Below are 24,721 nucleotides of genomic sequence, written 5' to 3'. Positions count from 1 at the left end.
GAATGTAAATATTTAATGTATCCGTCGGGAATTGATAAAAAGTGTGTAAAATATATTGGCATCTAGGAAGTAAACTTGGCGGATGCAGACAAGGAAATATTGCAAAATAAACCAAAATAAATATAAAAGATGAAAAAATTAGTATTGTTAATGACTGCGGTTATCTTTATGGTAACTGGAGCTTTTGCTCAAATTCACAAACCTGTAAAATGGACTGTGGCAAGTAAAAAGCTAAATGACAAAGAGGCTATAGTCTATGTCAAGGCAACAATTCAAAATGGGTGGCATATTTATTCGCAAAATGTAAAGGATGGGGGACCTATTCCGACTTCGTTTAATTTCACCAAAGCAGCGGATTATGCATTAACGGGTAAAACTGCAGAACCAAAACCAAAAGTAAAACACGAAGAGGTTTTTAAAATGGATGTTGGGTATTTTACAAATGAAGTAATCTTTCAACAAAAAGTTGCTTTGAAAAAAGGAGTAGCAACCGTAAAAGGTACCGTAGAATGGCAAGCATGTGATGAATCGCAATGTCTTCCTCCAGATGAATACGCTTTTGCGGTAGTAATCAAATAATAAATATTTGCAAGAAAAAATCCCGTTTGTAGATTTACAAACGGGATTTTTTATGATTATTGATTTTTTTTAATATTGTACAAAATAAGTCGTGCAGATAATACGTTATTAATTCAAATACTTTTCATAAAATAGGTTAATATATGGCTAAGACCCTAGAGTTCCCCGCTCTAGGGCTTTTTTATGTTCGTATTCTGACTTGGAAAAGGTATTTTACATGACAACAGTTTGTATTGATTTTGTGTTGCGTGAAAACTAATATTATCTGATGAGATATTGATGATCTGTTAACTTTAGAATGTCATGGACACAAACATTATCTTAAGTTTATTGTTTTATCTTATACTAAACAATATGCCAATAAATTATGATTGATTACACACTGAACCGAAGAAAATTCATTCTGGGGGCAAGTGCTTTTTTTACCTTATCTGCTTTAGAAGCTAAAGGATTACTTTTTGGGCGCCCGCCTAAAAATATCAGGGTCGGACTGATCGGGGCAGGATGGTATGGGAAAAGCGATTTATTCAGATTAATGCAGGTCTGCGATGTGAATGTTGTTGCGATTTGCGATGTGGATAGCAGACATTTGCAGGATGCGGGACGATTGGTCGGGGAACGCCAGCGCTCGGGAAAGATTCCAAAGCTCTACAAAGATTACAGGAAAATGCTTGCTGATGATCAATTCGATCTCATTCTGATTGGTACCCCTGATCATTGGCATGCCAGACAGGCGATAGATGCGATACGTTCGGGAGCGCATATCTATTTACAAAAACCCATTAGTGTTGATGTACTTGAGGGAGAAGCGATACTTCGATACGCGCGAAAATATAATAAAAAAGTACAGGTAGGAACGCAACGACGGAGTACAGCACATCTGATTGACGCTAAAAAGAATGTAATAGACCAAGGTTTACTTGGTAAGATATCGCATGTGGAAATGTGCTGTTATTATCATATGAGAAGGAATGGCAATCCGCCGCTGGAACCTGTGCCGGACTTTCTCGACTATGAGATGTGGACAGGTCCTGCTCCTTTACGTCCTTACGATGGCTTACCCCATGGGGGGTGGTGGCGAACCTTCATGGAATACGGCAATGGTATTACAGGTGATATGGGGATGCACATGTTTGACACGGTCCGTTGGTTATTACAACTCAAATGGCCAAAGAAAATTAGTGCAACAGGAGGGATTTACGTGCAAAAGGAAGGAAAGTCGACTATTGCGGATACACAGACCGCGGTATTCGAATATGATGAGCTTAGTTGTATATGGCAACATCGTACCTGGGGAAATCCTGTGGATCCCGAATATCCTTGGGCATTTATTATCTATGGCGATAAAGGAACTTTAAAGGGAAGTGTGATGAAATATGAATTTATTCCAGTCGGTAAAGGTACTCCTATTAAAAAAGATGTTGTTTATGAAAAAGAAAAATTTCCAGCAGATCTGGAAGAGCCTCGAATTGAACTGCATACGGCTCCAGCTACACGGCAACATCTATTGGACCTACTGTCTGCGATAGAGCATGATCGCTTGCCGGTAGCTGACATTGAAGAGGGCTATATATCAACGGCCTGTTGTATCCTGGCTAATATTTCGATGCAATTAAATAGACCATTGAACTATGATCCGGTAAAAAAAATATGTATTAATGATCCAGAAGCGACCAAGTTATTGAAAAGACCTTATCGAATACCTTGGCAACACCCCGATCTGCCCTAGTGTAGATTATGGCTACGGTCTAACGTATAGTTTTCGATTTTTTTAATTTTTTATACAGCAATTAGAAATGTATGCTTAATGATTTTGGACCACGCTTCTCAACGGTTGTTTTCTGGGGTAAAATAATTTTGATTTGCAGCTTCTTATTAGGGCTGGTTTATGGACAGCAGGAGGTACGAAAAATATATATTCATACTGATCGGGAGGCTTATTTTCCGGGGGATTCTGTGTGGTTTAAAAGCTATGTTGTGCAGCATGGTTATCTGGATTCTTCTACCGTCAATTTCCATCTGAATCTCGCGGATCAGCAGGGTAATATTGTGAGATCTATGCTTAGCCTACAACATGGAGGTATGAGTGATGGTGTATTTTTACTTCCATCGGATTGGAAGCAGACCAGTATCTATATAAATGCTTACGTGGGTGCAGATAGAGGAATAACTGATCGATATTATTTCAAGGAAATTCCAATTATTCAAATAAGTGACCAGAGCAAAAATGATTTGGACAGCGGAGCTGTAACTACAAATCACTCCCTGATTTTACGTCCTGAAGGTAATAGGTTCCTACAAGACAAAAATAATAGACTTCATTTGCAGACGATAGAAGCTGGAGAAAAGCCACTACTCGCCAAAGGGACTATTTTAAATAGTGATGGTAGGTTATTATCTGTTTTTCAGTTAGATAGTTTAGGTTATGGTGTTGTCAATATTCCCCCTTTCATTGGGAATTGTCGCATTGAATGGGAGTTGGACGGTAAGCGAAAAACTGACGTCATTTTAAAGACCGAACTTGGACGAAAAATATATAGCAGGGATATAGGTGACACTATCGCCGTTTACTTGGAAAGTAATCTTCCTGCTGAAAGGACAAAAATCATATTGACTTCGAATGACCGGTCGGTCATGATAGATACGATTACAATTAGACCTGATCGACGGACTGTTATTTATTTAAACCGCGATGATCTAGATTATGGTTTGCTGCGGCTTGAGTTACGCGATCAACAGGACAGCATACTCTCTCAATCCGCTCATTTTGTAGGCAGATTGAAAGATATTCAGGTTGTTCCCAATATCAAATGGTTGCTGATGACGCCAAAAGAGAGAGGAAAGCATAGTTTTCGATTGAGTTTGCCTCCAGATGAGGAAGGAGACTTATCTATCTCGATCACAGCTTTAGAAGTACCTAATGACTGTGTCCCAAATATTACTGAGGATATTTATTTTACGCCCTATTTCTTGCGTAAGCAATCGATCTGTTCGACACATTTACTCAAAAATGATAAATTGCGGTACGGTTTGATAGCCACCAGCGACTGGAGTTCTCCCTCCAATTGGACTTTTAAAAAGGTACAATTGATGAAGGATTCTGTTTATTACCTTCATGGCCAGATCTTAATGGAAGGAAATAAATGGGGCCATTTTTACAAGAAGCTTGTTGATCAGGTGACAAAAAATAATAGGAAAGGAAAACCCAGTGGACTGTCTTTTGGTTACAAATTTCCAGAGGATAAGGTTATGCGGTATAAAACAATTATGCCCGATCTCTCAGGGTACTTCATTGTGGATAATTTGATTATCCGGGGGACGGTAGCAACGAAGCTCTCTGCTATTGAAAAAAAAATGATGTTTGATAAATTTCAGGTTAAGTACAATTTTGGGCCTAGAAAGGTAGATTCTATCTTTTTTATTCCCCCTTTACAACAAAGGTTTTCAGCGCCCCACGAATGGAACGAAAGAAAGTGGGTCTACACACCATTGAGCTATCGCGATAAAAAAGGGGGGATCCAATTACAGGAAGTCAAAGTAGATCGAACTGTTCAGCAAAGGCATATTAATTATCTTGAGGGTAGATATGCCTTAGAAAAATTTAGAGGCCCCGCGGATGCGGTGCTTGATCCTCATAATGACCGCTTCGTCAAGACTCTTCCATTAAATTTTAGAGAATATGCTCATTTAAATTACACCAAAATCGCAGATTCAACCAGATGGGATCGAGTATTCGTCAATAACTATGAAATAAGAACAAATAGATGGAAGCTAGAGGATTTATACAATACATCAATGAATCAGATTCCTTATGTCAAATACTTTGAGAAATTAAACGTTGACGGTTTCGTAAGTTCTGTATTGTATGTTTATCAAAAGGATCCAAGTGAAGGGGATTCCTATGTAGGCAGAGCCTTGGACGAGCAAGAAGTTGAAGGATATATGCGAGAGGAACATTTTAAATTGGTGGCGTATAATGATGATTTAAAAAGTAATCAATTTGATGCGCGCCCCACCTTGTATTGGAATTCGAATGTCAAATTGGATAAGAGCGGTAAGGGAATGGAGATCTCGTTTTTTAATAATAGTAACCCAGAAGGGTTTGGTATTACTATTCAAGGTATAACCAAAAGCGGAAAGACCATATTCTTTCGGGATATCATAAAGACTTCGAAAAGATAGATCTAAAAATAGGTATAGCCTTGCTTCTGGGGTTAGCTAAAATTATTGCTGCAATAGGCAAGTTATTATTTTGGACCTGTAGCTGACAATTTTTCATCGGATAACTCCTAATGATAATTCAATATCTTGGCAAAACTATATAATTGGCTAATAGTGATAATGACTACACTATTGTTTTGAATTATTTATAAAATGGTATAAATCGGACACTACAGAAGGCAACAAGCTAGGGAGATTTTTATAGAAAATGGAATTAACAAACAAAGAGAAAGCGATTGCATTACTGAAAAGTATTGAGACAGGATCACAGGAATCTTTTGCATACATCGATGCGGATAATTATATCCAACATAATTTGGCCTACGCTAATGGACTAACTGGTATTCGCGTTTTATTACAGCAGCTGCCACCAAATTCTGCAAAAGTAAATATCGTACGTATATTCCAGGATGATGATTTCATATTTACACATAATGAATATAATTTCTTTGGGGCAAAAACTGGTTTTAATATTTTCCGTTTTGAAAATGGTCGAATTGTAGAACATTGGGATAATTTGCAGCAAACACCGGTAAACCCGAGCCCAAGTGGTCACACAATGATTGATGGTGTTAGGGAAATTGAAGATTTTGATAAGACTTCGGAAAACAAAAGATTGGTCAAAAGCTTTATAGATGATATTTTTGTCCATGGAAAGATACATAAGTTGGATAACTATTTTGACGGAGATAATTTTATACAGCATAATCCACATACGCCTGATGGTATCTCCGGGTTGAAGGATATATTTGAGAAACTTGCTGAGCAAGGAATTTTTATAAAATACCACACGATACATAAGATTTTGGGAGAGGGTAATTTTGTTTTGGTCGTAAGCGAGGGATATTTTGGTGTTGACTATGATTCATTTTACGATTTGTTCCGTGTCGAAAATGGTAAGATAGCTGAACATTGGGATGTTATAGAACCCATCACGAGCAGATTAACATGGAACAATAATAATGGTAAATTTTAGGTTTATTGTTGATCGTGAGCTATCTTCGGATTTTATTCAATCGTGATATCGAATAGCTGAGCTTATGTAGTGAATTATATAGTTTTACAAAGATAGTGGCTCCGAAAAAATGTGTTTCCAATACCCGTTAGACGTTTCAGCCTGCTTCACGCATAGACTGTCCTTTAAGCGGAGAATAGCTCGAACACTGAAGCCCATTCGTCGGGTACTGGATAGATCAAATATTGGCGAAATACCATCGAAAATTTAATCACGTGGCGTTTGATGTTTAGTCTGCAATTTATCTTATGGCTTTTTTACGATATTTAACTAAATATTGAAGCTATGCAATTAAATTTAAATAGACTACTTGTGTTACTATTGACCTTATGTATTAATTATGTCTGTGCACAACAAAGTGAACAGCATATTGATGGCGTATATAAATCTTCGGATGCTGTCTTTGTTATCAATAAAAACAACTCTTTTTTGATAATAGCCTACGGAACATTGATAAAAGGTACTTGGAAGGTCGAAAATGATCTTATTTATCTAAAACCTAAAAATCCCGACGCCCAATTTTATGTCTATGGGCGGAAAAATCCCACCATCAAAAACGGAATGCGCATTTGTTTCATGGGGGATCGTCTGAGTAGTGCAATTTTGATCGGAAAGTTTCCGGATAAGATGCAGCCACTTTTTAATGATGATGCGAATTGTCAAGACTTTCCAAGTGTTTGTCAGTTTGATGTAAAGATGGATACGATTACCTTATTGGAACGGCAGAACCAAGATAATGATCGTGGTATTGAGATCCCTAAATTAATGTATCATTTTGTCAGCGGCGATTGCAATGATTTTATTGTACAACATATGCAAAGTAGCTTGTATCACAATGATTTTATTCTCAAAATCGGAAAAGAAGGGTTATATGCAGTCAGTGACCAGTCGGATATACCCATCCGGAAATCCACAATAGAGGAAGAATTTTCCACAGCTGAAGAACTAAAATTTTTAAGCGAATCCTTTGATAGAGCCTTTGATGCAGATTTTAAATTGGTAAATAATGGGTATAATACCCATGACGATATGGATCATGAAATAGACTTGGAGGCTTACATATATGATAAGGTGAAAAATCTATATGTCAGTCGAGCAATACCTGCAAAACAACTCGACTATAAAAGCACTGAATACCATTACGATGGCATACTCATGAAGTTTGAACGGATTATCGGAACTTCACAGCCCCAAGAAGTCATAAAAATATTGCCAACCCCTTTATTTATTGCAAATTGTGATAATTAATGCAATAAAACATTTTTCTTAAACTGTTTAAATAATGACAAGAAATATCAGTATAGTCTCCATTTTGGCGCTAAAGTTAGCTTTCAGATATGCAAAGAAGGAAATAATAAAAAGTCTATTATTTTAGTAGATTTTTTTTTGTTTTTGTGCTTTTGATTTTTTATATTTGTACTATCATAATTTAGGTTTATAATTGGTTATTTAAAGGTTTTCATTCTCCCCGTTTGAAAACCTTTTATTTTGTTAAGGCAAAATCAAAATATTGAATTATCAATCCTTTAATAATTTTTTCTAACCGAGTACCCCATTATTTCTTTAGAGCTATTACTTAGTTTGCATCTTATGAATCTTATTTGACAGATAGGTGCTGTAATTCTATGAAACTTCGATCTCTTTCCTTTTTACAGAGTGCCGGATAACAATTGCTAGATCGCTTTCCAAACAAAAAACCGCTTTTTCGAATATTTTTGCAGTTTTTTTTCGTCACCCTCTTGTTTGCATTCGTCATTTCCGTTAATAAAAATTCCAGCACTTCCTATTTGTGCCCGTTCTTGTTTATAATTGGCCCTGTCATTGTTTACAGCTGCTGGATCATGATCAATAGACTTATCCAGGACAAAAGATAATTTTATTATGAAAAACTGGTTAATATCAGTATGACTTTTCAATAAAAAGTATAGCTCAGATCGAAGATGCGATCTTCAAAATATTGGCTCATTTTAGCAGTTTCGGATTTTCGCTGTATCGTGGTTAAAAAGCCCTTTTTATTATATTCCATAATTAGTTCGCTTACTTTTTGTCCATTCCGGATATTTTGCATCGAAAGCAGATTCCTATTTTTGTCATAACTGTATTTTTCGCCTTTAGATGCAATGTCTGTATCTATTTCATGAATTGCGAATAGGAGACCTTCTTTGAATTCATATTGTTCAGATGGTATTGTCTTAGCTGCGCAACCAAAATGGAGGAATTGAGCGATAGGATGATTATTTAAATGGTAATAAGTTATTTTTTGATAACAGGTGTCTTGACTATCCCCGTTTTTCATAAAATCGAAAAACTCAGTACGTTCCTCTACCTCAAATTTGTTCTCTGTATAATAACGATACCGCCACGAAGAGAATTTATTTTCGCGAATCAAGTTATTTAACAGATTTTCATCTGGCCATGAGCCTTTAAGAATAAGCTGAGCGACACCGGCAACTGGTTCGCCTATCCAATTATTATTCTGCACCTGATTAGGCATTTGTGCATTCAATGAAAAGATGCTGATGTTTTCAATGCGATTTTTTTCGTCGTAGCTGTATACCTTTATTTTTATAATACCACTGTGATAATCAATCCTCGCTTCTTTGGCTAAAAGTCCATTTGCCAGATAGCAATATGTTGTGTAAAAGACAGTATCCTTTTTCTCTTTATCGTACCGAACCATGCTTATGCTATTCAAAAGACCATTGGAATTAAAGGTATAACTATTAAAAATTCCATTCTCCCGACTTTTGAGGGTTATATTTTTTACCCTATTTGCCTTCATAAACGTAGGATTGAAAGGAAATATGGTCTTTGTGAAATAGCCTTCAATCGCCATCGGTGTGACATGATAGAAAGGTTCCATTTGTGCTATTCCCTTCATCGGAATAAGGTAAACCAAAATACTGATCAAAAAAGAAAAAACGCTACAATTTCGGTTTATCATATATGCCTATGTATTATTTTTGCTTGGATAGTTACCACCCATTTGGATTTATACAACTTCCTTTTTTGAAGAAAATCAGATTGAATATTTTTAAAGTGTATTTTCATAAAATACAACAACATCACTACCCATAGCGGAAATTGAAAGTGTGTTGTTAATACCATTATTCCAAATTATTTCAATAGATTTTATGACCTTATCTTCACTTTCTTCTTGCGCTTTGTGTGATATCTTCCATTTATATTCATTTCCCTCATTGTCCTTAACGATCGCGTTCTCTTCACGAAGGGCAGTATTCAATTTAAGGATGGGGTAGAAGCTCCTAATGTTTTTTATCAAATTATAAACAGTTAGTACGTCCGTATGAGGTATTTGTAAAGTTTCTGAAAAATTTATATCATACCCTGAGGTCACGGTCAAGAGCATTCCGTTTTGAAATATTTGTCTTGAAAGGTAATTGTCATGTTCACTCTCGCTTAGCGATTCGGATATTTTTCCACTTTCCCATTTATTTCCAGCGGGTCGAGATAGCTGTTTTATCCAATCAGAGAGCTTGCCTGTATTCTCCTCTGGTGGTTTTATACTAGCAAAATTGTTTTTAACAACATAACCGCTAACATTGTTGTAGATAACTTTCATCCAATACGTCCTTGTGTCATTTACGACCACCGGATTGTCTACCATTTCCAGTTTGTCTATATCCGAATTACTGAAGGTTACTTGTGAGCCATAAGCAACGGTCGTTAAGGCATTGGCTTGTGTACTAGGGTTTTCATAGAGATTTACTCCCTCGGATAAAATAGCATAGTAGATCTTTGGCATTTTTTGGGCAAATGTATTTATGCTAAGTCCATTTGCTAAAAGACCGACAAACAAAGCTTTTTTAAGTAAGAATACTGTGGACCTTGTCATAGAAATAATTTATTATAGGAAATATAGCAATAATTGTAATTTTATTGCATTGAATTTTATTTTTAAGCTATAAGGGCACCGCATAGTCGATTGATGCAATACAAACCGCTGGCAGATTTGAGCAGGAGAAGTTCGCTGAAAAGGAATATTTTGTTGGCACATCAGATAGCACAAGTCAATGTAATTTTATGTTACGATGATGCAGAGAGAAGGTAATTGTAACAATTTAAAGCTATTCTAACTTCGAAATGTACAGTGAATGGAAACATTTATAATGATTAAGATAGTTTTTTGTCGACAGCTCAAGCCAGACTTTTATACTTATAAAATTTGCCGTTATGATTAGAAAAATTGAATTGGAAGATTATCCGAATCTGATAGCGATCTGGGAGAGCGCAGTAAAGAGCACCCATGATTTTCTGAAAGAGGGGGACTTTATCTATTACAAAGAACAGTTACCCGTTTATTTTGAACATGTCGTATTATTAGGCTATGTAGAAAATGGGGCTTTAGTTGGCTTTATGGGAATCTCGGGAGATAACCTTGAAATGTTATTTGTTCACAATGATTTTCGAGGTAAAGGTATTGGGAAAATACTTCTTTCCTATGCAATAATGAACTTAAACGTGACGAGAGTAGACGTCAATGAGCAAAATATGCAAGCGCTGGATTTCTATAGGTATATGGGGTTCCATGTGATCAAAAGATCAGCTGTAGATGGACAGGGAAAATCATATCCAATCTTACATATGGGCTATAATTAACGATTGTGTTTATAAATAGGACAGGGAACTTCAATTTAAAGGGTACGATGTTAATTTAATTCAACTAAATTGGTAATATTCTTTATATAAAAAGTGCCAAATCGTTATTTCGGATTTTTGGGGTGAGCGGGTTTTATGATTTGGATCTCTTGTTGATTGGATTGTGCAGCCTGTTTCTTTAATTTCTGAATCTTCTTCAGACCTTGGATAATGCTCGATGCTGGAACCTCATATTTGGCCACGGCTTCATCCAATAATAAATAGCCATTCATAATTTCGGAAATTGCTAATTGAAGCCTGGTTTTCTTTGGCTCTGAATTTTTGTCATCAGTTTTTATTTTCATCGTTATTTTGATTTGGGGGATGTGTTTTATTTTTCGGGGCAATACCGACAACAAATATTACTTTTTTTTTAAATAGCGTAATTTTTTATTGAAAGTCATTTTTCAATTGTAGGTATATTTTTACATGATGTAGCTTGCCCTTTACAGTTTTTATCCGATTGGGTTACATAAATCAATTTCTTATTGATTAAGATATATCTGACCCTGATAGGGTTGCTAGTGAAGATATTGAAGCCCGTCGACGAAGGTATTTTGGATATTATACCTGATGAAATGGGGCAACGGATGTACAATGCCTGGCGGGAGGATCCTTCAAAACTATCAGAGATTTTTTCTGATCTGTATTATGCCGAAAATATCGGATAAAGAATTTATTGTTAGGGAAGAGCTGATGCGGAATTTTTTTAGGACAAATAGAAAGCAGCTATGTCTTTGGAGGAGAAGAATGCTGAATTAATTTCTGTATTTGAGAACCTTTTTATAGCTAGCAATTAATAAAAAGCCCTGGCATATTAATAAACCAGGGCATTCAAAAACAGGTAACTATGACTTTTGTTAAGCTTTAATAAATAAACCTGCAATATTAAGTACCGCTTCGGCAGAAAGTGGTTCATCAAAAGACTGAGTTGCCGCATTTGTTGAAATTTTTCCCATCGAACCGGATAAGGTTGTGATATCGACCCCTCCTTGTATAACATTGTTTTCACCAGCATATATTGGGTCTACTACTGATCCGATTCCAGTATCATTGCTTCCTGTAATCCAAGGTTTCTGATCGGTGGCACCGCCACCACGGGCACGTCGCATCTGACGAATATGTGATGCATGTCTAGCCTCAACAGAATGGATCTGCAATGCAGCAGTTAACACCACTCGATTCCCTAGTAATAGGCCTGCCTGTCCTTTATATGCACGTACTCCAGTGTCTTCAAAGGCTTGAGCAACAGCTAAAAATGTGTCGTAATCACTGAAAACATTGCCAAAGGTACCACCAGCTGTAAAGTCAAAAGTAGGTTTCGAGACAGCCTTATTGCCCAATACCTGTTTTAGAAAATTAACGTGGGCGACCTCATGATCACGGATCGTGGTAATTGCTCCAAGGGGTTTTCCAGACGGAATAAGACCTGCTTTAGCAACACCCATTGTATAATATTCAGCTTCAAGGTATTCTAACGTTAAAGCATAATTAAGAACACCATTGACATCTGTGGGGGCTGTGGCGCCATAAGCCTTTTTGAAGAGTTCACCAATCAAAAATGGTAATGCTGCTAAGCTTACTTTTTTGCTCACGGAAGCCAGATTTTTAATAGCTTCTCGACGCGGACTGATACGATCGCTGAATTCAGGATCTATCGTATTTATTTGTTCAAAAACGTTTAAAAGATTCATGATAGTCAAATTTTAGGTGCATTAATAAGTTGGTAGATCCTTTACATCTATTTTGGATTTGATAAATGGGGCTGCGGCACTCAAGACGACGCTTGGGCTCTTGGCTACATCAAGTCCGTTCGAATCTACTACTTCTTGGTTGGCAAAAGTGCCATTATCGATCATATCGCGAACCCATGCTGCATGTCTGGCTTCTACAGAAACGATCTTACCCGCCAATAACAAATAATTTGGATCTTTAATCAGCCAACCAGCGCCATTATAGGCAGAGACACCGAGATCTTCAAATGTCTTCGCCGTTGCTAAAACACTGGCGCGACTGCTGAAATTAATGCCGGCAAGATTAAATTCAAGACTGGATATCGCCTTAGCTCCCAGCGCTACTTTGAAAAACTCACGATGGGCAATTTCATGGTCGCGGATATCAGTAAAGAAGGCCTTTTCCAGATCTGTGATGCCTGAATAAGGATTATTGACCAACTGAATGTAGAAAGCAGCTTCCAACTGCTCCAACGCATAGGCGTAGTTCAATATCGCTATATCACCACTGCCAAAATACATACCTTTACCGCCATTGTCCATATCATCGTCATGGTCTTTTTTACAGCTCGATAGCCCGAGAAGAGCGAGCGATGCAGCACCTGCTCCTGCAAATTTTAGAAAATCTCTTCTTCGGAGATCTTTCATTTCAAGTTCACTACTACTATTCAGCAGTGTTTCATTGTGAGATGTTATCTTTTCCATAACAAAAGTCTTTAGTTTATAATTTTCTTTACTTATTATCATTTACGACTTTTTGAGATGCTTGGATTGCTAAATTTGATTTTTATTAAAATATTATATTTTTCCGCTTTCAGTAGCATGTTATCACAGCTGAAATGTATATGACCAGATCCGGTTGTTCAAATTTTTATTTTCAGTTGTTTGATTGGGCAGCGAAGGAAGGAAGAAGTAGATAAAAAGGTTTGTGGACATTTGTAATGAAAAAAAACAGATAAATGAGTTTTTTATTTAATTATGTCAACTAATCTCTTGTTTAATTCAGCGTAAAATACTATCTTTTTTATAATTTTTGAACTTAGAAACAAAGAATAGCAATGTCATTAATAGATTTATCAAAACGTGTAGCATTAGGAATAGATATCGGAGGAACGAATACCAAATTCGGGGTGGTCAATCATCGTGGGGAAGTTCTTGAAAAAGGAAGTATACGAACAGATGATTATGAGCATGTTGAAGAATTTATTGACGCTTTATATAAGAAGGCTCACCCTTTTATTGAAAAGTTCGGTGGTGAAAATAGCTTCGATGGAATTGGAGTTGGAGCTCCCGATGCGAACTATTATACTGGTACAATAGACCATGCTCCCAATCTTCCCTGGAAAGGTGTTATTCGATTTAGTGATTTAATGACTGCCAAGTTTAAAATTCCCTGTACCATTACCAACGATGCGAATGCTGCGGCCTACGGTGAAATGCTTTTTGGAGCTGCGCGGGGGATGAAGGATTTTATTATGATTACTTTGGGAACAGGCGTAGGAAGCGGTATCGTGGCTGGAGGTAAGCTTATTTATGGGCATGATGGATTTGCTGGAGAATTAGGCCATACTATTGTCAAGCCGGGTGGTAGAAAGCACTGGAGTACGGGGTCTGAAGGGAGTTTGGAAGCTTATGCTTCTGCAACAGGGATCACAATTACAGCCAAGAAAATGAGGGCCGAATTTCCTGAGTCGATGTTGAATCAATATCCCGAAGACGCTATAAATTCTAAAACGGTCCATGAATGTGCGGTGAAGGGTGATCCTATAGCCATTGAAGTATTCAGGTATACCGGACAAAAATTAGGTGAGGCATTGGCAAATTTTGTGATGTTCTCCTCTCCCGAAGCTATTCTATTGTTTGGTGGGGTGATTAAGGCTGGTGATTTTATATTAAAACCCGCAAAATTACATATGGAAAGAAATCTCTTCCCCTTATTTAGAAATAAAGTGAAGCTCGTTTTCAGCGAGCTTGAAGAAGCTGATGCCGCTATTCTCGGCGCCAGTGCATTGGTTTGGGAAAAATAATTTTATCAAAGGCATAGTATTTGCTTGTTAAATTCTTTAAAACTTAAAAATTTTCCATTGTAACTAAAAATAAAATTCAATAAATGAAAAAGACCATTTTACTTTTTGTATTGCTATGTACTGCTTTTTTTTCAAGAGCAGATCAACTCCATGCTTTAACACAAGCTCAGGCGGAGAAGGCGGTTGGGTACCTTAAAAAAGAAACTGTTGTTGTCTTGTGGTGCAGCTGCTGTGATAATGAAACACCTAAAAAAATCACCGTTAACGAAGTCTTTTATAAAAAATATCCCGATGGAAAATATTATTCCGTAGTATTGAAAGGTAGGGATGAGAATGGCAATGAAGTTGAAGAATCTTTAGACCTTGCTTATGTGTTTGTGAAAAAGGGAAAAAAAGCAAAGAGCTTGGGTAAGGTGTTAAAATTTGAGTGCGACCCCTGTACGAAACCATTTGACTGGTCTGCCTAAACGATGATACTGTAAGCTGAAGGGCGAAATTTAAAATATTTTGGTATAAAAAAACTCCCGAGATTTTAAAACCGGGAGTTTTTTTATGTGCGGAAGAAGGGACTCGAACCCCCACGCCTTGCGGCGCCAGATCCTAAGTCTGGTGCGGCTACCAATTACGCCACTTCCGCATTAGGATTTCTTTGATGTCGCAAATATATAAAGCTAAACTATATCTTGCAAGTATTCTATAAACATTCGCTGTACAGCGCACATTATGAGCTAGATATTTTCAAAATATTTTTATTATCAAATGCAATAGGCGAAAACGATGAATACAAAAGTGTATAAGCACTTTTTGCTTAATGGCTTTGGTATTGTATTAGAATAACAATTTTGAAGGTTTCCATATATTTTGAATGTAAATTGTTTTAGTCTTTGGACAGCTTTCCTTTAATTTTAGAAAATGTTCGGTGGTAAATGTATAAATGAAGCTAAAGGGAATATACGTATATTGGTCTCCAATTTAAACCAAATAGTTCACTTTTAAATGAAGCAATTAATCTATATGATTTTAGCCGTTAGTCCTATTTTTACAGGCTGTGCCAGAATGAAGGGACAGCGGGATAACGATGGCTGGAAAGCATTGTTCAATGGAAAAGATATTAAAAACTGGTTTGTAAAAATTCATCATCACGATGTCGGTGTGAACTTTGGCAATACCTTTAGGGTTGAAGATGGAATGATTAAGATCAGATACGATCAGTACGGTGATTTTAATGACCAGTTTGGACATTTATATTATAAAACGCCCTTTTCTTATTATCATTTAAAATTTGAATATCGTTTTGTCGGTGATCTTCAAAAAGGTGCACCTTCTTATACGCTTCGTAATAGTGGTGTTATGTTTCATTCTCAAGACCCTAGAACGATTTTGAAAGAACAGGATTGGCCAATATCCATAGAAATGCAACTCTTGGGAGGATTGGGAGACGGACAACCGCGACCTACTGGTAATATGTGTTCACCAGGGACCAATGTCGTCTACCAAGGCAGGATTGCATCATCACATTGTTTAAATTCAACTTCAAAGACCTATGATGGCGATCAATGGTTGCAAGGAGAATTGATCGTGCTGGGCGACTCGTTAATAAGGCATATTATCAATGGAGATACTGTCCTCGAGTATTCCAAACCACAGATCGGAGGTGACGTAGCAAATAGATATGATCCAAAAATTAAGATTAACGGTAAGTTGTTGAGCAGTGGATTTATTGCTTTGCAGAGTGAAGGGCAGCCTGTAGACTTTAAAAATGTTTGGATTAAAGAACTCCCTAAACCAAAGGAGTAAAAACAGATTATGGTATTGAAGGTAACGGGGCTATTCTTACAGCAGGTGGTTTGATATTTATTGCGGGAAACGACCATCAGAAATTACGCGCACTCGAAAAATCAACCGGAAAATATCGGCAATGGTAAATACGGCTGCACATACCTATGTGGTCCGTAACAAGCAGTATGTAATAATCTCCGTAGACGGAACAGATGAGAGACCAGCTACCAGCTTCCTAATTATACGTTCCCAATATTCCTATTATGAGAATGATAACAATGGATCAATTGTATAATGATATAGAGCATTTCTTAAATAAAAAAGCAGGACATAGATCCTGCTTTTTTATTTAAGAAATGTCTTGGTCAAAACAAAGTTATCATATAAATGAGTGTTTTTAGTTTATTTTTGCACTATTTTATGGTTTTTTAAAAATAATAAAACTAATATAAGTATATTTATGTTCTAATTCGAAGCGTATGAAATATCAACTTTTAAAAGAGGTCTTAGTGCTGATAGAAAAATTTGAAGAAGAGAATTCGACAAACAGGCACAGCAATCAAGTGGAAGGATTTAAGGAATGGATTGCAAAACAGGTGGCACAGCCAGTTGTAGAGCCCACTTGGGAGGGTAAGGAAAAAGGACGTAGCCCAGAAAGTGTTATCAGTACGTTAATTGTACATATGAATAGATTTGCAAAGAGTTATTCGAAAGCTGCTATTTGGGGCTCTGATTTTTCAACGCAGGAAGAGTTTATTTACCTGATCACCTTAAAATCATTTGGAGAGATGACTAAAATGGAATTGATCAAACGAAATATCCATGAGAAACCGGTCGGTATAGCAATCGTGAATCGATTGATCAAACAGGAATGGATAGCGCAAAAAGATTCGCAACAGGATAGACGTAGTAAGGTAATTAATATTACAGAAAAGGGACTGCAGGTATTAGAGGGACAAATGCAAAATATACGTCATGCGACTCAAATTGTTTCAGGGGATTTAACTCATCTCGAGAAAATGGAATTGATACGATTGCTCAATAAATTAAGTGATTTTCATCAAGTGATTTATGAAAAGAATTTTGCACCGGATAGATTGCTTGACGAACTAAAATAAATGGAGAGAGATTCAAAGAAAATGAAAAAAAAGATAGCTGTAATTGGTGCTGGTTTTTCTGGGCTTTCTGCCGCGGCATATTTATCCAAAGCAGGATATGAGGTTCATGTCTTTGAAAAGCATGAACAGGCCGGGGGCCGTGCCAGGCAGTTTTCGACTCCCGAAGGATTTCGTTTCGACATGGGCCCCAGCTGGTACTGGATGCCAGATATTATTGAATCGTTCTTTTCAGACTTTGGCTACAGTACTTCGGATTTTTTTGACCTTGTATCACTCAACCCACAATTTGAGATGATATTTGATTCGGCGAATTTGAGCATCCCCGAATCTTATGATGACTTAAAACTGCTATTTGAAGATATTGAACCCGGAGCAGCATCCAAGCTGGATAAATTTATGCAGTCCGCTAAATTTAAATATGAAGTCGGAATGCGTGATTTTGTCAACAAGCCCTGTCATAGTTGGGGAGAATTCCTTTCGCCCAAAATTGCCTTTAGTGCTTTTAAACTAGATTTACTTTCTAATTTCAGATCCTATGTGGCCAAATATTTTTTAGATAAACGATTACGCACCCTGATGGAGTTTCCGGTGATTTTTTTGGGGGCTTCACCAAAAGAAATTCCAGCGCTTTATAGTCTAATGAATTATGGGGGATATGCGCTAGGTACGCATTACCCTAAAGGAGGTTTCTATCAGTTGGTACTAGCCATGCAAAAGGTGGCGGAAATGAAGGGAGCTACCTTCCATTTTAACCACAATGTGGAGGCACTGGAAATTAAGAATAAAGCCATTTCTTCACTCATTATTGATGGCAAAAAGATAGCATTTGATTTAGTTGTTGCTTCGGCCGATTACCACCACATCGAAACAATGCTGCCTGAAGGTTTAAAAAATTATAATGCTTCGTATTGGAAAAGTAGAATATTTGCGCCTTCTAGCCTGATTTATTACTTGGGTATGAAATCAACTATCCCCAACTTAACCCACCATACACTTTTCTTTGAACCTGAGCTGGATGAACATATAGAGAGTATATATGGAGATAAAAAATGGCCTGAAAGACCATTGTTCTATGTGTGTTGTCCTTCAAAAACGGATCCAGATGTAGCGCCCAAAAATCAGGAGAACCTCTTTTTGTTGATGCCGATAGCGATAGGTATTGATGATGATGATAGAACACGAGAAGAGTACTTATTAAAAATGCTTAAGCGTATTGAACAGCATACCGGAGCACGCAACCTCTATGAACAGATCGTATATAAGCGAAGTTATTGTGTCAGTGATTTTGTTAACGACTATAATGCCTATGGTGGCAATGCATACGGGCTAGCAAATACATTAAGGCAAACTGCTGTTTGGAAACCGAAAATTAAAAATCGAAAAATCCATAATCTATTTTACACAGGACAGTTGACCATACCCGGCCCAGGGGTACCTCCATCCATTATCTCGGGAAAAATAGTTGCTAAAGAAATTATTGATCTAAATCCATAAAACCATGAAAAAGCTGTTTGATGAACTTGCGTACGAAGTAAGCAGAAAGACAACCGAAAAATATAGTACAAGCTTTTCGCTCGGCATTTTAGCCTTGAAGCCTAATATTCGCAACAGTATTTATGCGATCTATGGTTACGTGAGATTGGCTGATGAAATAGTCGACAGTTTTCAAGGCTATGATAGAAAGCGGCTTTTAAGTCGCTTGGATCTGGAGACAAATTTTGCATTGGAAGAAGGTATTTCATTGAACCCCATATTACAAGCATTTCAGGAAACTGTTCATAAATATGCCATTGACCGCGATCTCATTAATCAATTTCTCCACAGCATGTCAATGGACCTGAAAAAGTTGGATTATAATTCGGAACTGTACAATGAATATATATATGGCTCCGCAGAGGTGGTTGGATTGATGTGCTTACAGGTATTTACGGAGGGTAATAAACAACGTTACGAAGAACTAAAACCTTATGCCATGAAACTTGGTTCTGCATTTCAAAAGATAAATTTTTTACGTGATCTGAAAGATGATTATCATATTCTTGGACGCACTTACTTTCCCAATCTAAATATGGAAGTATTCGATAATACACTGAAAGGCCAAATTGAAGACGAAATCCATCAAGAATTTAAAGAAGCATTTTTGGGTATAAAAAAGCTGCCTAAGTCGGCCCGATTTGGCGTTTATCTGGCATATAAGTATTATCTTTCTCTTTTTGCAAAAATCAGGAAGAAATCTTCAAAAGAAATTTTGGAAAATAGAATCAGGATAGCCAATACAGAAAAAGCGTACGTGGCATTTAAAAGTTATTTGCGTTACAAAGTGGCATTTTTATAAACATCAAACAATGCGTATTATGAACATTTTAATCGTAATGATCATTTTTATTTCCATGGAGGGGGCTACTTGGTTGATTCATAAATATATTATGCATGGCTTTCTTTGGATACTTCATAGAGATCATCATGATCATAGTAATAATGGGTTTTTGGAAAAGAATGATTATTTCTTTGTGATATTCGCTCTTCCCACGATTGCGTTAATGTACTATGGCTCATTAGAGAATTATAATTATCTATTTTACATTGGCCTGGGTATTATGCTGTATGGTATGGCTTATTTCTTTGTACATGATATTTTTATACATCAACGTATCAGATTTTTAAGCAAAACAAAAAATAGATATTTCCTAGCACTCAGACGTGCGCATAAACAGCACCACAAGCATCTTGGAAAGGAAGAAGGCGAATGTTTTGGTTTTTTATATGTGCCAATCAAATATTTTAACATGTTTAGTGAAAAAGAAAAGTAATGATACAATATACGTACGCCCTGATCCTGTTTTTTACGGTATTTATCTGTGTTATAGCTTCATTCGATAGGCGAATTCAATTCAATCGAGCATTTGTCCCTTTTTTTAAAGCATCAATAATTGTTGCGGTTTTTTTTATTGCATGGGATATATGGTTTACCCATCGTGGTGTATGGTGGTTCGATACCCGATATACAATGGGATTAATTATTGCAGGCTTACCCTTGGAGGAATGGTTGTTTTTTATCTTTATTCCTTTTTCCTGCATATTTACCTACTTCTGTATCGATAAATTTTTTGAGTTGAAAGCGCTTAGTGCGTTCAACAATATTGTGGTTTTTGTAAGCATTATCGTTTGTGCTGTTGTTGCTCTTAAGTACAGTGATCGCATATATACATTAGTCACTGCTCTGGTTACCATGTTGACGTTGTTGGTTTTCCATTTTGTCTTACGAGTACAATGGATTAGTCAGGCCTCATTAGTATTTACAGTTCTTATGCTGGGATTTTTACCTGTTAATGGCATTCTTACTGGAACTGGATTGGAATCGCCTATCGTCAATTATAACCCTGCAGATTTTATAGGTTTCCGGGTGCTTACCATACCCATTGAGGATGCAGTATATGGATATACACAGTTTTTATTAGTTCTTTATTTCTTTAAAAAATTTCAAAACAGCTCCCATGTTCAAAATGCATAAATGTTGGATAAATATTATAACGATTGGTTTTACTATGGTGATTATGGCGGCATGTTCTTCTATTCCGCCCAATGCTGATCCGATCAAGAAATTTGAGCTGAATCGTTATCTTGGTACATGGTATGAGATCGCACGATTGGACTCACGTTTTGAAAAAGATCTCAATAATGTTTCTGCCCAATATAGTTTAAATACCGATCATCATGTTGTGGTATTGAATAGCGGATATAATACGATCAAAAAAGAGTGGGTAAAAGCGGATGGGCTGGCGAAATTCAGGGGGAATCAAAGCGAAGCAGCTCTGAAAGTTAGTTTTTTCGGTCCTTTCTACTCAGGTTATAATGTCGTTGCTTTAGATACGAACTATCGTTATGCCTTAGTTGCGGGAAAGGATTTAAATTATCTTTGGATTTTATCACGAGCGAAAACCATTCCTGAAGATGTAAAAACAAATTACCTGAAAATTGCTCGCGAGATTGGCTATAATACATCAAAACTGATCTGGGTGAAACATGATCTGAAAGACAATCCGTTTCTTCCACAATAGGGCAATGGAGAACACTAATTTCTTTCTTTTTGCTTGATTTGAGTAAAATCATTCAATTTGATAAATACCATTTATTCCACCTTTTAGACCAAAATCTACACTTGCGAATAGCGCTAATTCTAGTAGTTTTGATTTATAACTTAATTAAAGGGAAGCTGTTGACTAACATTCGACCTCATTTGATGAGTACGTCGAACAGATCTGGTTAGAGACGAAAGCCAATACCTAATTTTATACCAATAAAAGTAAATAAATGCCAATGTTAACTGAAATAAATGCGTATATACAGCTAAAGAAATATATCAGCTTGAATAGATTTGCTGATCTTGAAATGAGTATTTTCTATTTTAAGAAAAGACCGTTCATTGTTATTGATTTGTCCAATGAAAAGATCTATTTTAACGAGAGTGGGTTGGAGTGGCTACGTACTGATAAGAAAGTGGAATTGCCTTTACAGTGGGTCAGAAGTAAATATCTCCCCCGAAAAAACTGGATCGGAATTGCACTGAACAATGGAAAAGATGATTTGATTATACAGCTGATTGACGAGTTTTATTCAGCTACATCCGAGATATTACTCAGGAATTAACAAGAGCTAGCTAAAAAGTAAATGATCCAAAAAATATAAGAAGAAGATAAAAACAGTAGATGCTTATACTTTATTTCCTGTCAACGCACTGAATTTATTTCCCAGTTTGTCCTTATAGAAGTCACCGTCTTTCTTAAAGCTCTGCGCATCTACTCCTTTGAGCAGCTGTTTTTGATAGTAGACATTTTTCGCATCTTTTGCGAAATCACTACCAAGAAGGCGAAATGTCTTCACGTCAGCATCAGGAACTACTTCCTGATTATAGTATACATTGTTCCTATCTTTTGAATAAAGGTTACCTCTATAGAAATCAGTTTTTTCATCAACAGTAAATAGCTGAAAAGAGGGGGCGTCTACATGATCATATTTAAAATTTTTGCCTCGGACTAATATGTTTTTATTATTAACACGAATAATATCTTGATCAAGCACCTGGATTGTCTGTATGCTATTAAATGATTTTGCTACGCTAGATGTGCCTCGTTGAAAAGGAGGGTAATAAATTGTATTCCCGATTCTCATGTAGTACTTGTTGATGGCCTCGACATTTCCGGGATTAGCTACAACCGACTTAAAGTCTCCGATATTTGGAGAAACATACACGGAATCTTTATCCTTTAGAAAATAGTCATTGACGAAGCTGAAAGTTTGCCGATCAGCATGTATCATGTCATCCGCGTAGAAATAATGATCTTTGTCCCGAGCCCAGTTCGTGTGATTTTTTATGAGTTCATACGTTTTTGGGTCCGCTCCTTCAATGATATTAAAGCCTAAGACTTGATCAATATAATAGACGTGAAAATCATCTTTAGGGACCTGATTATCGACATAGAAGGAATTCTTATCTACCAGCTTTTGTATCATTCCACGAAAGTAAACTGCGTTTTTGTCCTTTGCAATATCCTCTGCCAATACCTCAAAAGATTCCGGATCGGCCTGCATTTGCGATACCCCCAGACTAAACCAATTCCCATTCTGACAATAAGCGATTTGTCCTTTTGAATCTATAAAATAAGAGCTCGATTTTTGTTTATCGACCAGTTTACCAATATCCCGGCAAGAGATACAAAAACTGAGTAAAACACAAGCCAGAAAAAAAGTATATTTTTTCATTTTTATATCAGGACGAAGTTGTGATATATCTTTTATAGTACGCATGTATATAAATTTACGCTGCCAAATTTAAAAAAGGGAATTTTCTTTTAAAATTGTAAATCGCCTACGGTGCTAAATAAACCAAAACGATCCAGGTATTCTTACATTTTGCACCTTTCTATTTGCGGTTAACTTTTTTAGGAATGAAATAAACGCTACAACCATGCCCGATGTATGGATACGCAAGCATAGAAAATAGGCCGTAGCAAACTTATTTCGGGATATATACTGTATTTATGTTTGGTTGCTTGACGTGAACTGCCGATTGCCGTCATAGTCATAAACGATTTTTAAATTTTTGGCTTAGATTTTTCATCCAATTCATCGCGATTTTAATTGGAGCTGAAGAATCTGAAGATGTTAGAAAATGCCCCATTTCAGGAAATAGGCAATATTCAAATGGTTTTCCTTCAATTTTAAGTAAATTGAGATGATCAATAGATAAGCCGACAGGAACTTGCACATCTTGTCCGCCAAAAAGCCACAGCCCCGGTGCCGTTGTTTTACTAAGGGCTACCTGAGGATCAGTTGTGATAAATTTATATTTATCTGGGGCATTTTGTATATGTGCCCTAACCTCTTTCTCAGTATAATGCGTCCAGAAATCTGCTTTTCCTTCTGTGAAGAACTGAAAACGGAGCTGTTCTATAGTTGGAACCACCGCCCCGCTAAATATGACCGTAAAATCCACCTCTTTTGACTTATTTGATGCCAAAGGAATAATCCACCCGGCCTGACTGAACCCCAAAAGACCAGTATGTGTTAATTTGTGTCCTAAATAATTTTTGAGTGCTAAAATTGCTTCCTTAGCATCCTCAGCTAGGAGATCGAGGTTTGCTGAGTCAATATTATTTGTGCCTACTTCTGGACCCGCATATTCCCCTTCAGATTTACCAACGCCACGTTTATCATATGTTAATACAGATATTCCATTTTTAGCCAAGAAAGTTGCAAATGCATTCAATCTAAGCTCCTGTCCAGATCCATGCACCAATACAATTCCGATTTTCGATCTTGGAGCGCTAAAAATTGTTCCTGCCAACTCTATCCCTTTACTTTTAAATTTTATCTCTTTTGTTGTGTATTCTGTAGTTTGAGCTATTATATTGGTCGCAAATACTAAAAAAAGTAATGACAAAATTGCTTTTATAAGTAATTTTTCTTTAACATATTGAGGCAAGGGCTTGTTGCAAGAATATGCTATATATAAATGTTTTTTCATCGGGATTCCATTTTCAAAATAAAGGTGTTTAAATACTTTTGCTGTAATTTATTTTCAGCATCTAACTTAAGTAATTTTGAGAGCTCGTCCTGATGTCATTTAGGTGAAGTACTGGTTTTTATCGGTGAACGCGCTGATGGATCGGTAAAATTTTCTAAAAAATAACCTAATCCAGTTTTCTTAGCGCTTTTGAATTTCGCAATAAAAACACATATTGAAAATAATCTGTCGTATGGGACTTATCCCTAGGTACAATACTTTCACCAAACATTCGCGACTTCACCGTTATCAAATCCTGAGAATCAGCGTACGGCGAATTCTGCGCGTTAAGCTTAAATAATGAAATGCTATTCGGCTGGCTCAATTCTTTTAGATCATTGATTCCTTTGACGAGCATAAGTGGTCCGTCAGCATTGATCCAATTTACTTTTTCGTAGGGTGGTGTTGGAAATTGGGGATTCTTAGGAAGATGCATCTCACTGTCAATAGTGTAGCTTACCATACATTTTCATAATATAAAATAGAAAAAGGGTAGATTTAGCTGTGGTTCTTTATGCAAAACTAAT

25 protein-coding genes and 1 tRNA gene are annotated in these 24,721 nt (G+C 36.7%); 17 read left to right on the top strand and 9 right to left on the bottom strand.

All coding sequences use genetic code 11. The features are described from left to right. Nucleotides 1-129: 129 nt before the first annotated feature. The 5 genes from HMAT_RS12725 (at nucleotide 130) to HMAT_RS12705 (ending at nucleotide 7,063) form a co-directional block, all read left to right on the top strand. The gene (locus tag HMAT_RS12725) at nucleotides 130-579 is read left to right on the top strand and encodes a protein-disulfide reductase DsbD N-terminal domain-containing protein (RefSeq protein ID WP_104383051.1); all 450 of its coding nucleotides are present in this window, start codon (nucleotides 130-132) and stop codon (nucleotides 577-579) included. Nucleotides 580-946: 367 nt separating this feature from the next. After that, the gene (locus tag HMAT_RS12720) at nucleotides 947-2,308 is read left to right on the top strand and encodes a Gfo/Idh/MocA family protein (RefSeq protein ID WP_104383050.1); all 1,362 of its coding nucleotides are present in this window, start codon (nucleotides 947-949) and stop codon (nucleotides 2,306-2,308) included. 71 nt (nucleotides 2,309-2,379) lie between these two features. Continuing rightward, the gene (locus tag HMAT_RS12715; RefSeq protein WP_104383049.1) at nucleotides 2,380-4,761 is read left to right on the top strand and encodes a hypothetical protein; all 2,382 of its coding nucleotides are present in this window, start codon (nucleotides 2,380-2,382) and stop codon (nucleotides 4,759-4,761) included. A 247-nt stretch (nucleotides 4,762-5,008) separates the two neighbouring features. After that, nucleotides 5,009-5,776: a nuclear transport factor 2 family protein gene (locus HMAT_RS12710; RefSeq protein ID WP_104383048.1), complete on the top strand. Its 768-nt coding sequence runs from the start codon at nucleotides 5,009-5,011 to the stop codon at nucleotides 5,774-5,776. 324 nt (nucleotides 5,777-6,100) lie between these two features. Further along, on the top strand, nucleotides 6,101-7,063 hold the full coding sequence (locus tag HMAT_RS12705; protein WP_104383047.1) for a hypothetical protein: 963 nt from the start codon (nucleotides 6,101-6,103) through the stop codon (nucleotides 7,061-7,063). 664 nt (nucleotides 7,064-7,727) lie between these two features. On the opposite strand, the gene HMAT_RS12695 is transcribed toward HMAT_RS12705, so the two are convergent. Then, nucleotides 7,728-8,759 (bottom strand): hypothetical protein, encoded by a 1,032-nt coding sequence (locus HMAT_RS12695; RefSeq protein WP_233789234.1) that lies wholly within the window; start codon nucleotides 8,757-8,759, stop codon nucleotides 7,728-7,730. A gap of 90 nt (nucleotides 8,760-8,849) precedes the next feature. Then, nucleotides 8,850-9,671 carry an SH3 domain-containing protein gene (locus HMAT_RS12690; RefSeq protein ID WP_104383044.1) on the bottom strand — a complete coding sequence of 274 codons (822 nt, stop codon included), beginning with the start codon at nucleotides 9,669-9,671 and terminating at the stop codon, nucleotides 8,850-8,852. A 338-nt stretch (nucleotides 9,672-10,009) separates the two neighbouring features. On the opposite strand from HMAT_RS12690, the gene HMAT_RS12685 reads away from it, so the two are divergent. After that, nucleotides 10,010-10,435 (top strand): GNAT family N-acetyltransferase, encoded by a 426-nt coding sequence (locus tag HMAT_RS12685; RefSeq protein WP_104383043.1) that lies wholly within the window; start codon nucleotides 10,010-10,012, stop codon nucleotides 10,433-10,435. 104 nt (nucleotides 10,436-10,539) lie between these two features. On the opposite strand, the gene HMAT_RS12680 is transcribed toward HMAT_RS12685, so the two are convergent. After that, complete coding sequence (locus HMAT_RS12680; RefSeq protein WP_104383042.1) at nucleotides 10,540-10,779, bottom strand: hypothetical protein; 240 nt, start codon at nucleotides 10,777-10,779, stop codon at nucleotides 10,540-10,542. Between the two features lie 183 nt (nucleotides 10,780-10,962). On the opposite strand from HMAT_RS12680, the gene HMAT_RS12675 reads away from it, so the two are divergent. Next, nucleotides 10,963-11,145, top strand: coding sequence for a hypothetical protein (locus tag HMAT_RS12675; RefSeq protein ID WP_104383041.1), 183 nt, complete (start codon nucleotides 10,963-10,965; stop codon nucleotides 11,143-11,145). 189 nt (nucleotides 11,146-11,334) lie between these two features. Here HMAT_RS12675 and HMAT_RS12670 read toward each other — a convergent pair whose 3' ends face one another. Further along, nucleotides 11,335-12,168 (bottom strand): ferritin-like domain-containing protein, encoded by an 834-nt coding sequence (locus tag HMAT_RS12670; RefSeq protein ID WP_104383040.1) that lies wholly within the window; start codon nucleotides 12,166-12,168, stop codon nucleotides 11,335-11,337. 21 nt (nucleotides 12,169-12,189) lie between these two features. Beyond that, a complete protein-coding gene (locus tag HMAT_RS12665) occupies nucleotides 12,190-12,912 on the bottom strand; it encodes a ferritin-like domain-containing protein (RefSeq protein WP_104383423.1) in 723 nt (240 codons plus the stop codon). Nucleotides 12,913-13,265: 353 nt separating this feature from the next. Between HMAT_RS12665 and HMAT_RS12660 the strand changes: the two genes are divergently transcribed. Together HMAT_RS12660 and HMAT_RS12655 are read left to right on the top strand one after the other, a co-directional pair. Then, complete coding sequence (locus HMAT_RS12660) at nucleotides 13,266-14,234, top strand: ROK family protein (RefSeq protein ID WP_104383039.1); 969 nt, start codon at nucleotides 13,266-13,268, stop codon at nucleotides 14,232-14,234. Nucleotides 14,235-14,317: 83 nt separating this feature from the next. Then, nucleotides 14,318-14,701 (top strand): hypothetical protein, encoded by a 384-nt coding sequence (locus HMAT_RS12655; protein ID WP_104383038.1) that lies wholly within the window; start codon nucleotides 14,318-14,320, stop codon nucleotides 14,699-14,701. 88 nt (nucleotides 14,702-14,789) lie between these two features. On the opposite strand, the gene HMAT_RS12650 is transcribed toward HMAT_RS12655, so the two are convergent. After that, nucleotides 14,790-14,871 (bottom strand) — tRNA-Leu (locus tag HMAT_RS12650). 359 nt (nucleotides 14,872-15,230) lie between these two features. On the opposite strand from HMAT_RS12650, the gene HMAT_RS12645 reads away from it, so the two are divergent. The 8 genes from HMAT_RS12645 to HMAT_RS12610 all read left to right on the top strand — a co-directional run bounded on the left by HMAT_RS12645 (nucleotide 15,231) and on the right by HMAT_RS12610 (nucleotide 21,778). Continuing rightward, nucleotides 15,231-16,031 carry a DUF1080 domain-containing protein gene (locus HMAT_RS12645; protein ID WP_104383037.1) on the top strand — a complete coding sequence of 267 codons (801 nt, stop codon included), beginning with the start codon at nucleotides 15,231-15,233 and terminating at the stop codon, nucleotides 16,029-16,031. A 461-nt stretch (nucleotides 16,032-16,492) separates the two neighbouring features. After that, nucleotides 16,493-17,131, top strand: coding sequence for a MarR family winged helix-turn-helix transcriptional regulator (locus HMAT_RS12640; RefSeq protein ID WP_104383036.1), 639 nt, complete (start codon nucleotides 16,493-16,495; stop codon nucleotides 17,129-17,131). Between the two features lie 21 nt (nucleotides 17,132-17,152). Further along, nucleotides 17,153-18,625: an NAD(P)/FAD-dependent oxidoreductase gene (locus tag HMAT_RS12635; RefSeq protein WP_104383422.1), complete on the top strand. Its 1,473-nt coding sequence runs from the start codon at nucleotides 17,153-17,155 to the stop codon at nucleotides 18,623-18,625. A gap of 4 nt (nucleotides 18,626-18,629) precedes the next feature. Continuing rightward, nucleotides 18,630-19,466, top strand: coding sequence for a phytoene/squalene synthase family protein (locus tag HMAT_RS12630; RefSeq protein WP_104383035.1), 837 nt, complete (start codon nucleotides 18,630-18,632; stop codon nucleotides 19,464-19,466). Between the two features lie 19 nt (nucleotides 19,467-19,485). Beyond that, complete coding sequence (locus tag HMAT_RS12625; RefSeq protein ID WP_104383034.1) at nucleotides 19,486-19,941, top strand: sterol desaturase family protein; 456 nt, start codon at nucleotides 19,486-19,488, stop codon at nucleotides 19,939-19,941. Beyond that, nucleotides 19,941-20,642, top strand: a complete 702-nt coding sequence (locus HMAT_RS12620) for a lycopene cyclase domain-containing protein (protein WP_104383033.1) — start codon at nucleotides 19,941-19,943, stop codon at nucleotides 20,640-20,642. Before HMAT_RS12625 ends, HMAT_RS12620 begins: the two co-directional genes overlap by 1 nt. A gap of 34 nt (nucleotides 20,643-20,676) precedes the next feature. Continuing rightward, nucleotides 20,677-21,189 (top strand): lipocalin family protein, encoded by a 513-nt coding sequence (locus HMAT_RS12615; protein ID WP_233789233.1) that lies wholly within the window; start codon nucleotides 20,677-20,679, stop codon nucleotides 21,187-21,189. 259 nt (nucleotides 21,190-21,448) lie between these two features. Further along, entirely contained in the window at nucleotides 21,449-21,778 is a 330-nt protein-coding gene (locus tag HMAT_RS12610) for a hypothetical protein (RefSeq protein WP_104383032.1), read from the top strand. A 63-nt stretch (nucleotides 21,779-21,841) separates the two neighbouring features. Here the strand turns inward: HMAT_RS12610 and HMAT_RS12605 are convergent, their stop codons facing one another. The 3 genes from HMAT_RS12605 to HMAT_RS12595 form a co-directional block, all read right to left on the bottom strand. Next, nucleotides 21,842-22,891 carry a DKNYY domain-containing protein gene (locus tag HMAT_RS12605; protein ID WP_104383420.1) on the bottom strand — a complete coding sequence of 350 codons (1,050 nt, stop codon included), beginning with the start codon at nucleotides 22,889-22,891 and terminating at the stop codon, nucleotides 21,842-21,844. Between the two features lie 319 nt (nucleotides 22,892-23,210). Beyond that, nucleotides 23,211-24,155 (bottom strand): S9 family peptidase, encoded by a 945-nt coding sequence (locus HMAT_RS12600; RefSeq protein WP_104383031.1) that lies wholly within the window; start codon nucleotides 24,153-24,155, stop codon nucleotides 23,211-23,213. A 166-nt stretch (nucleotides 24,156-24,321) separates the two neighbouring features. Further along, nucleotides 24,322-24,657 (bottom strand): hypothetical protein, encoded by a 336-nt coding sequence (locus HMAT_RS12595; RefSeq protein ID WP_233789231.1) that lies wholly within the window; start codon nucleotides 24,655-24,657, stop codon nucleotides 24,322-24,324. Nucleotides 24,658-24,721 lie beyond the last annotated feature (64 nt).

The organism is Sphingobacterium sp. HMA12, assembly GCF_002933815.1.
Classification (GTDB): domain Bacteria; phylum Bacteroidota; class Bacteroidia; order Sphingobacteriales; family Sphingobacteriaceae; genus Sphingobacterium.
This window is presented reverse-complemented; position numbering and strand designations above follow the sequence as displayed.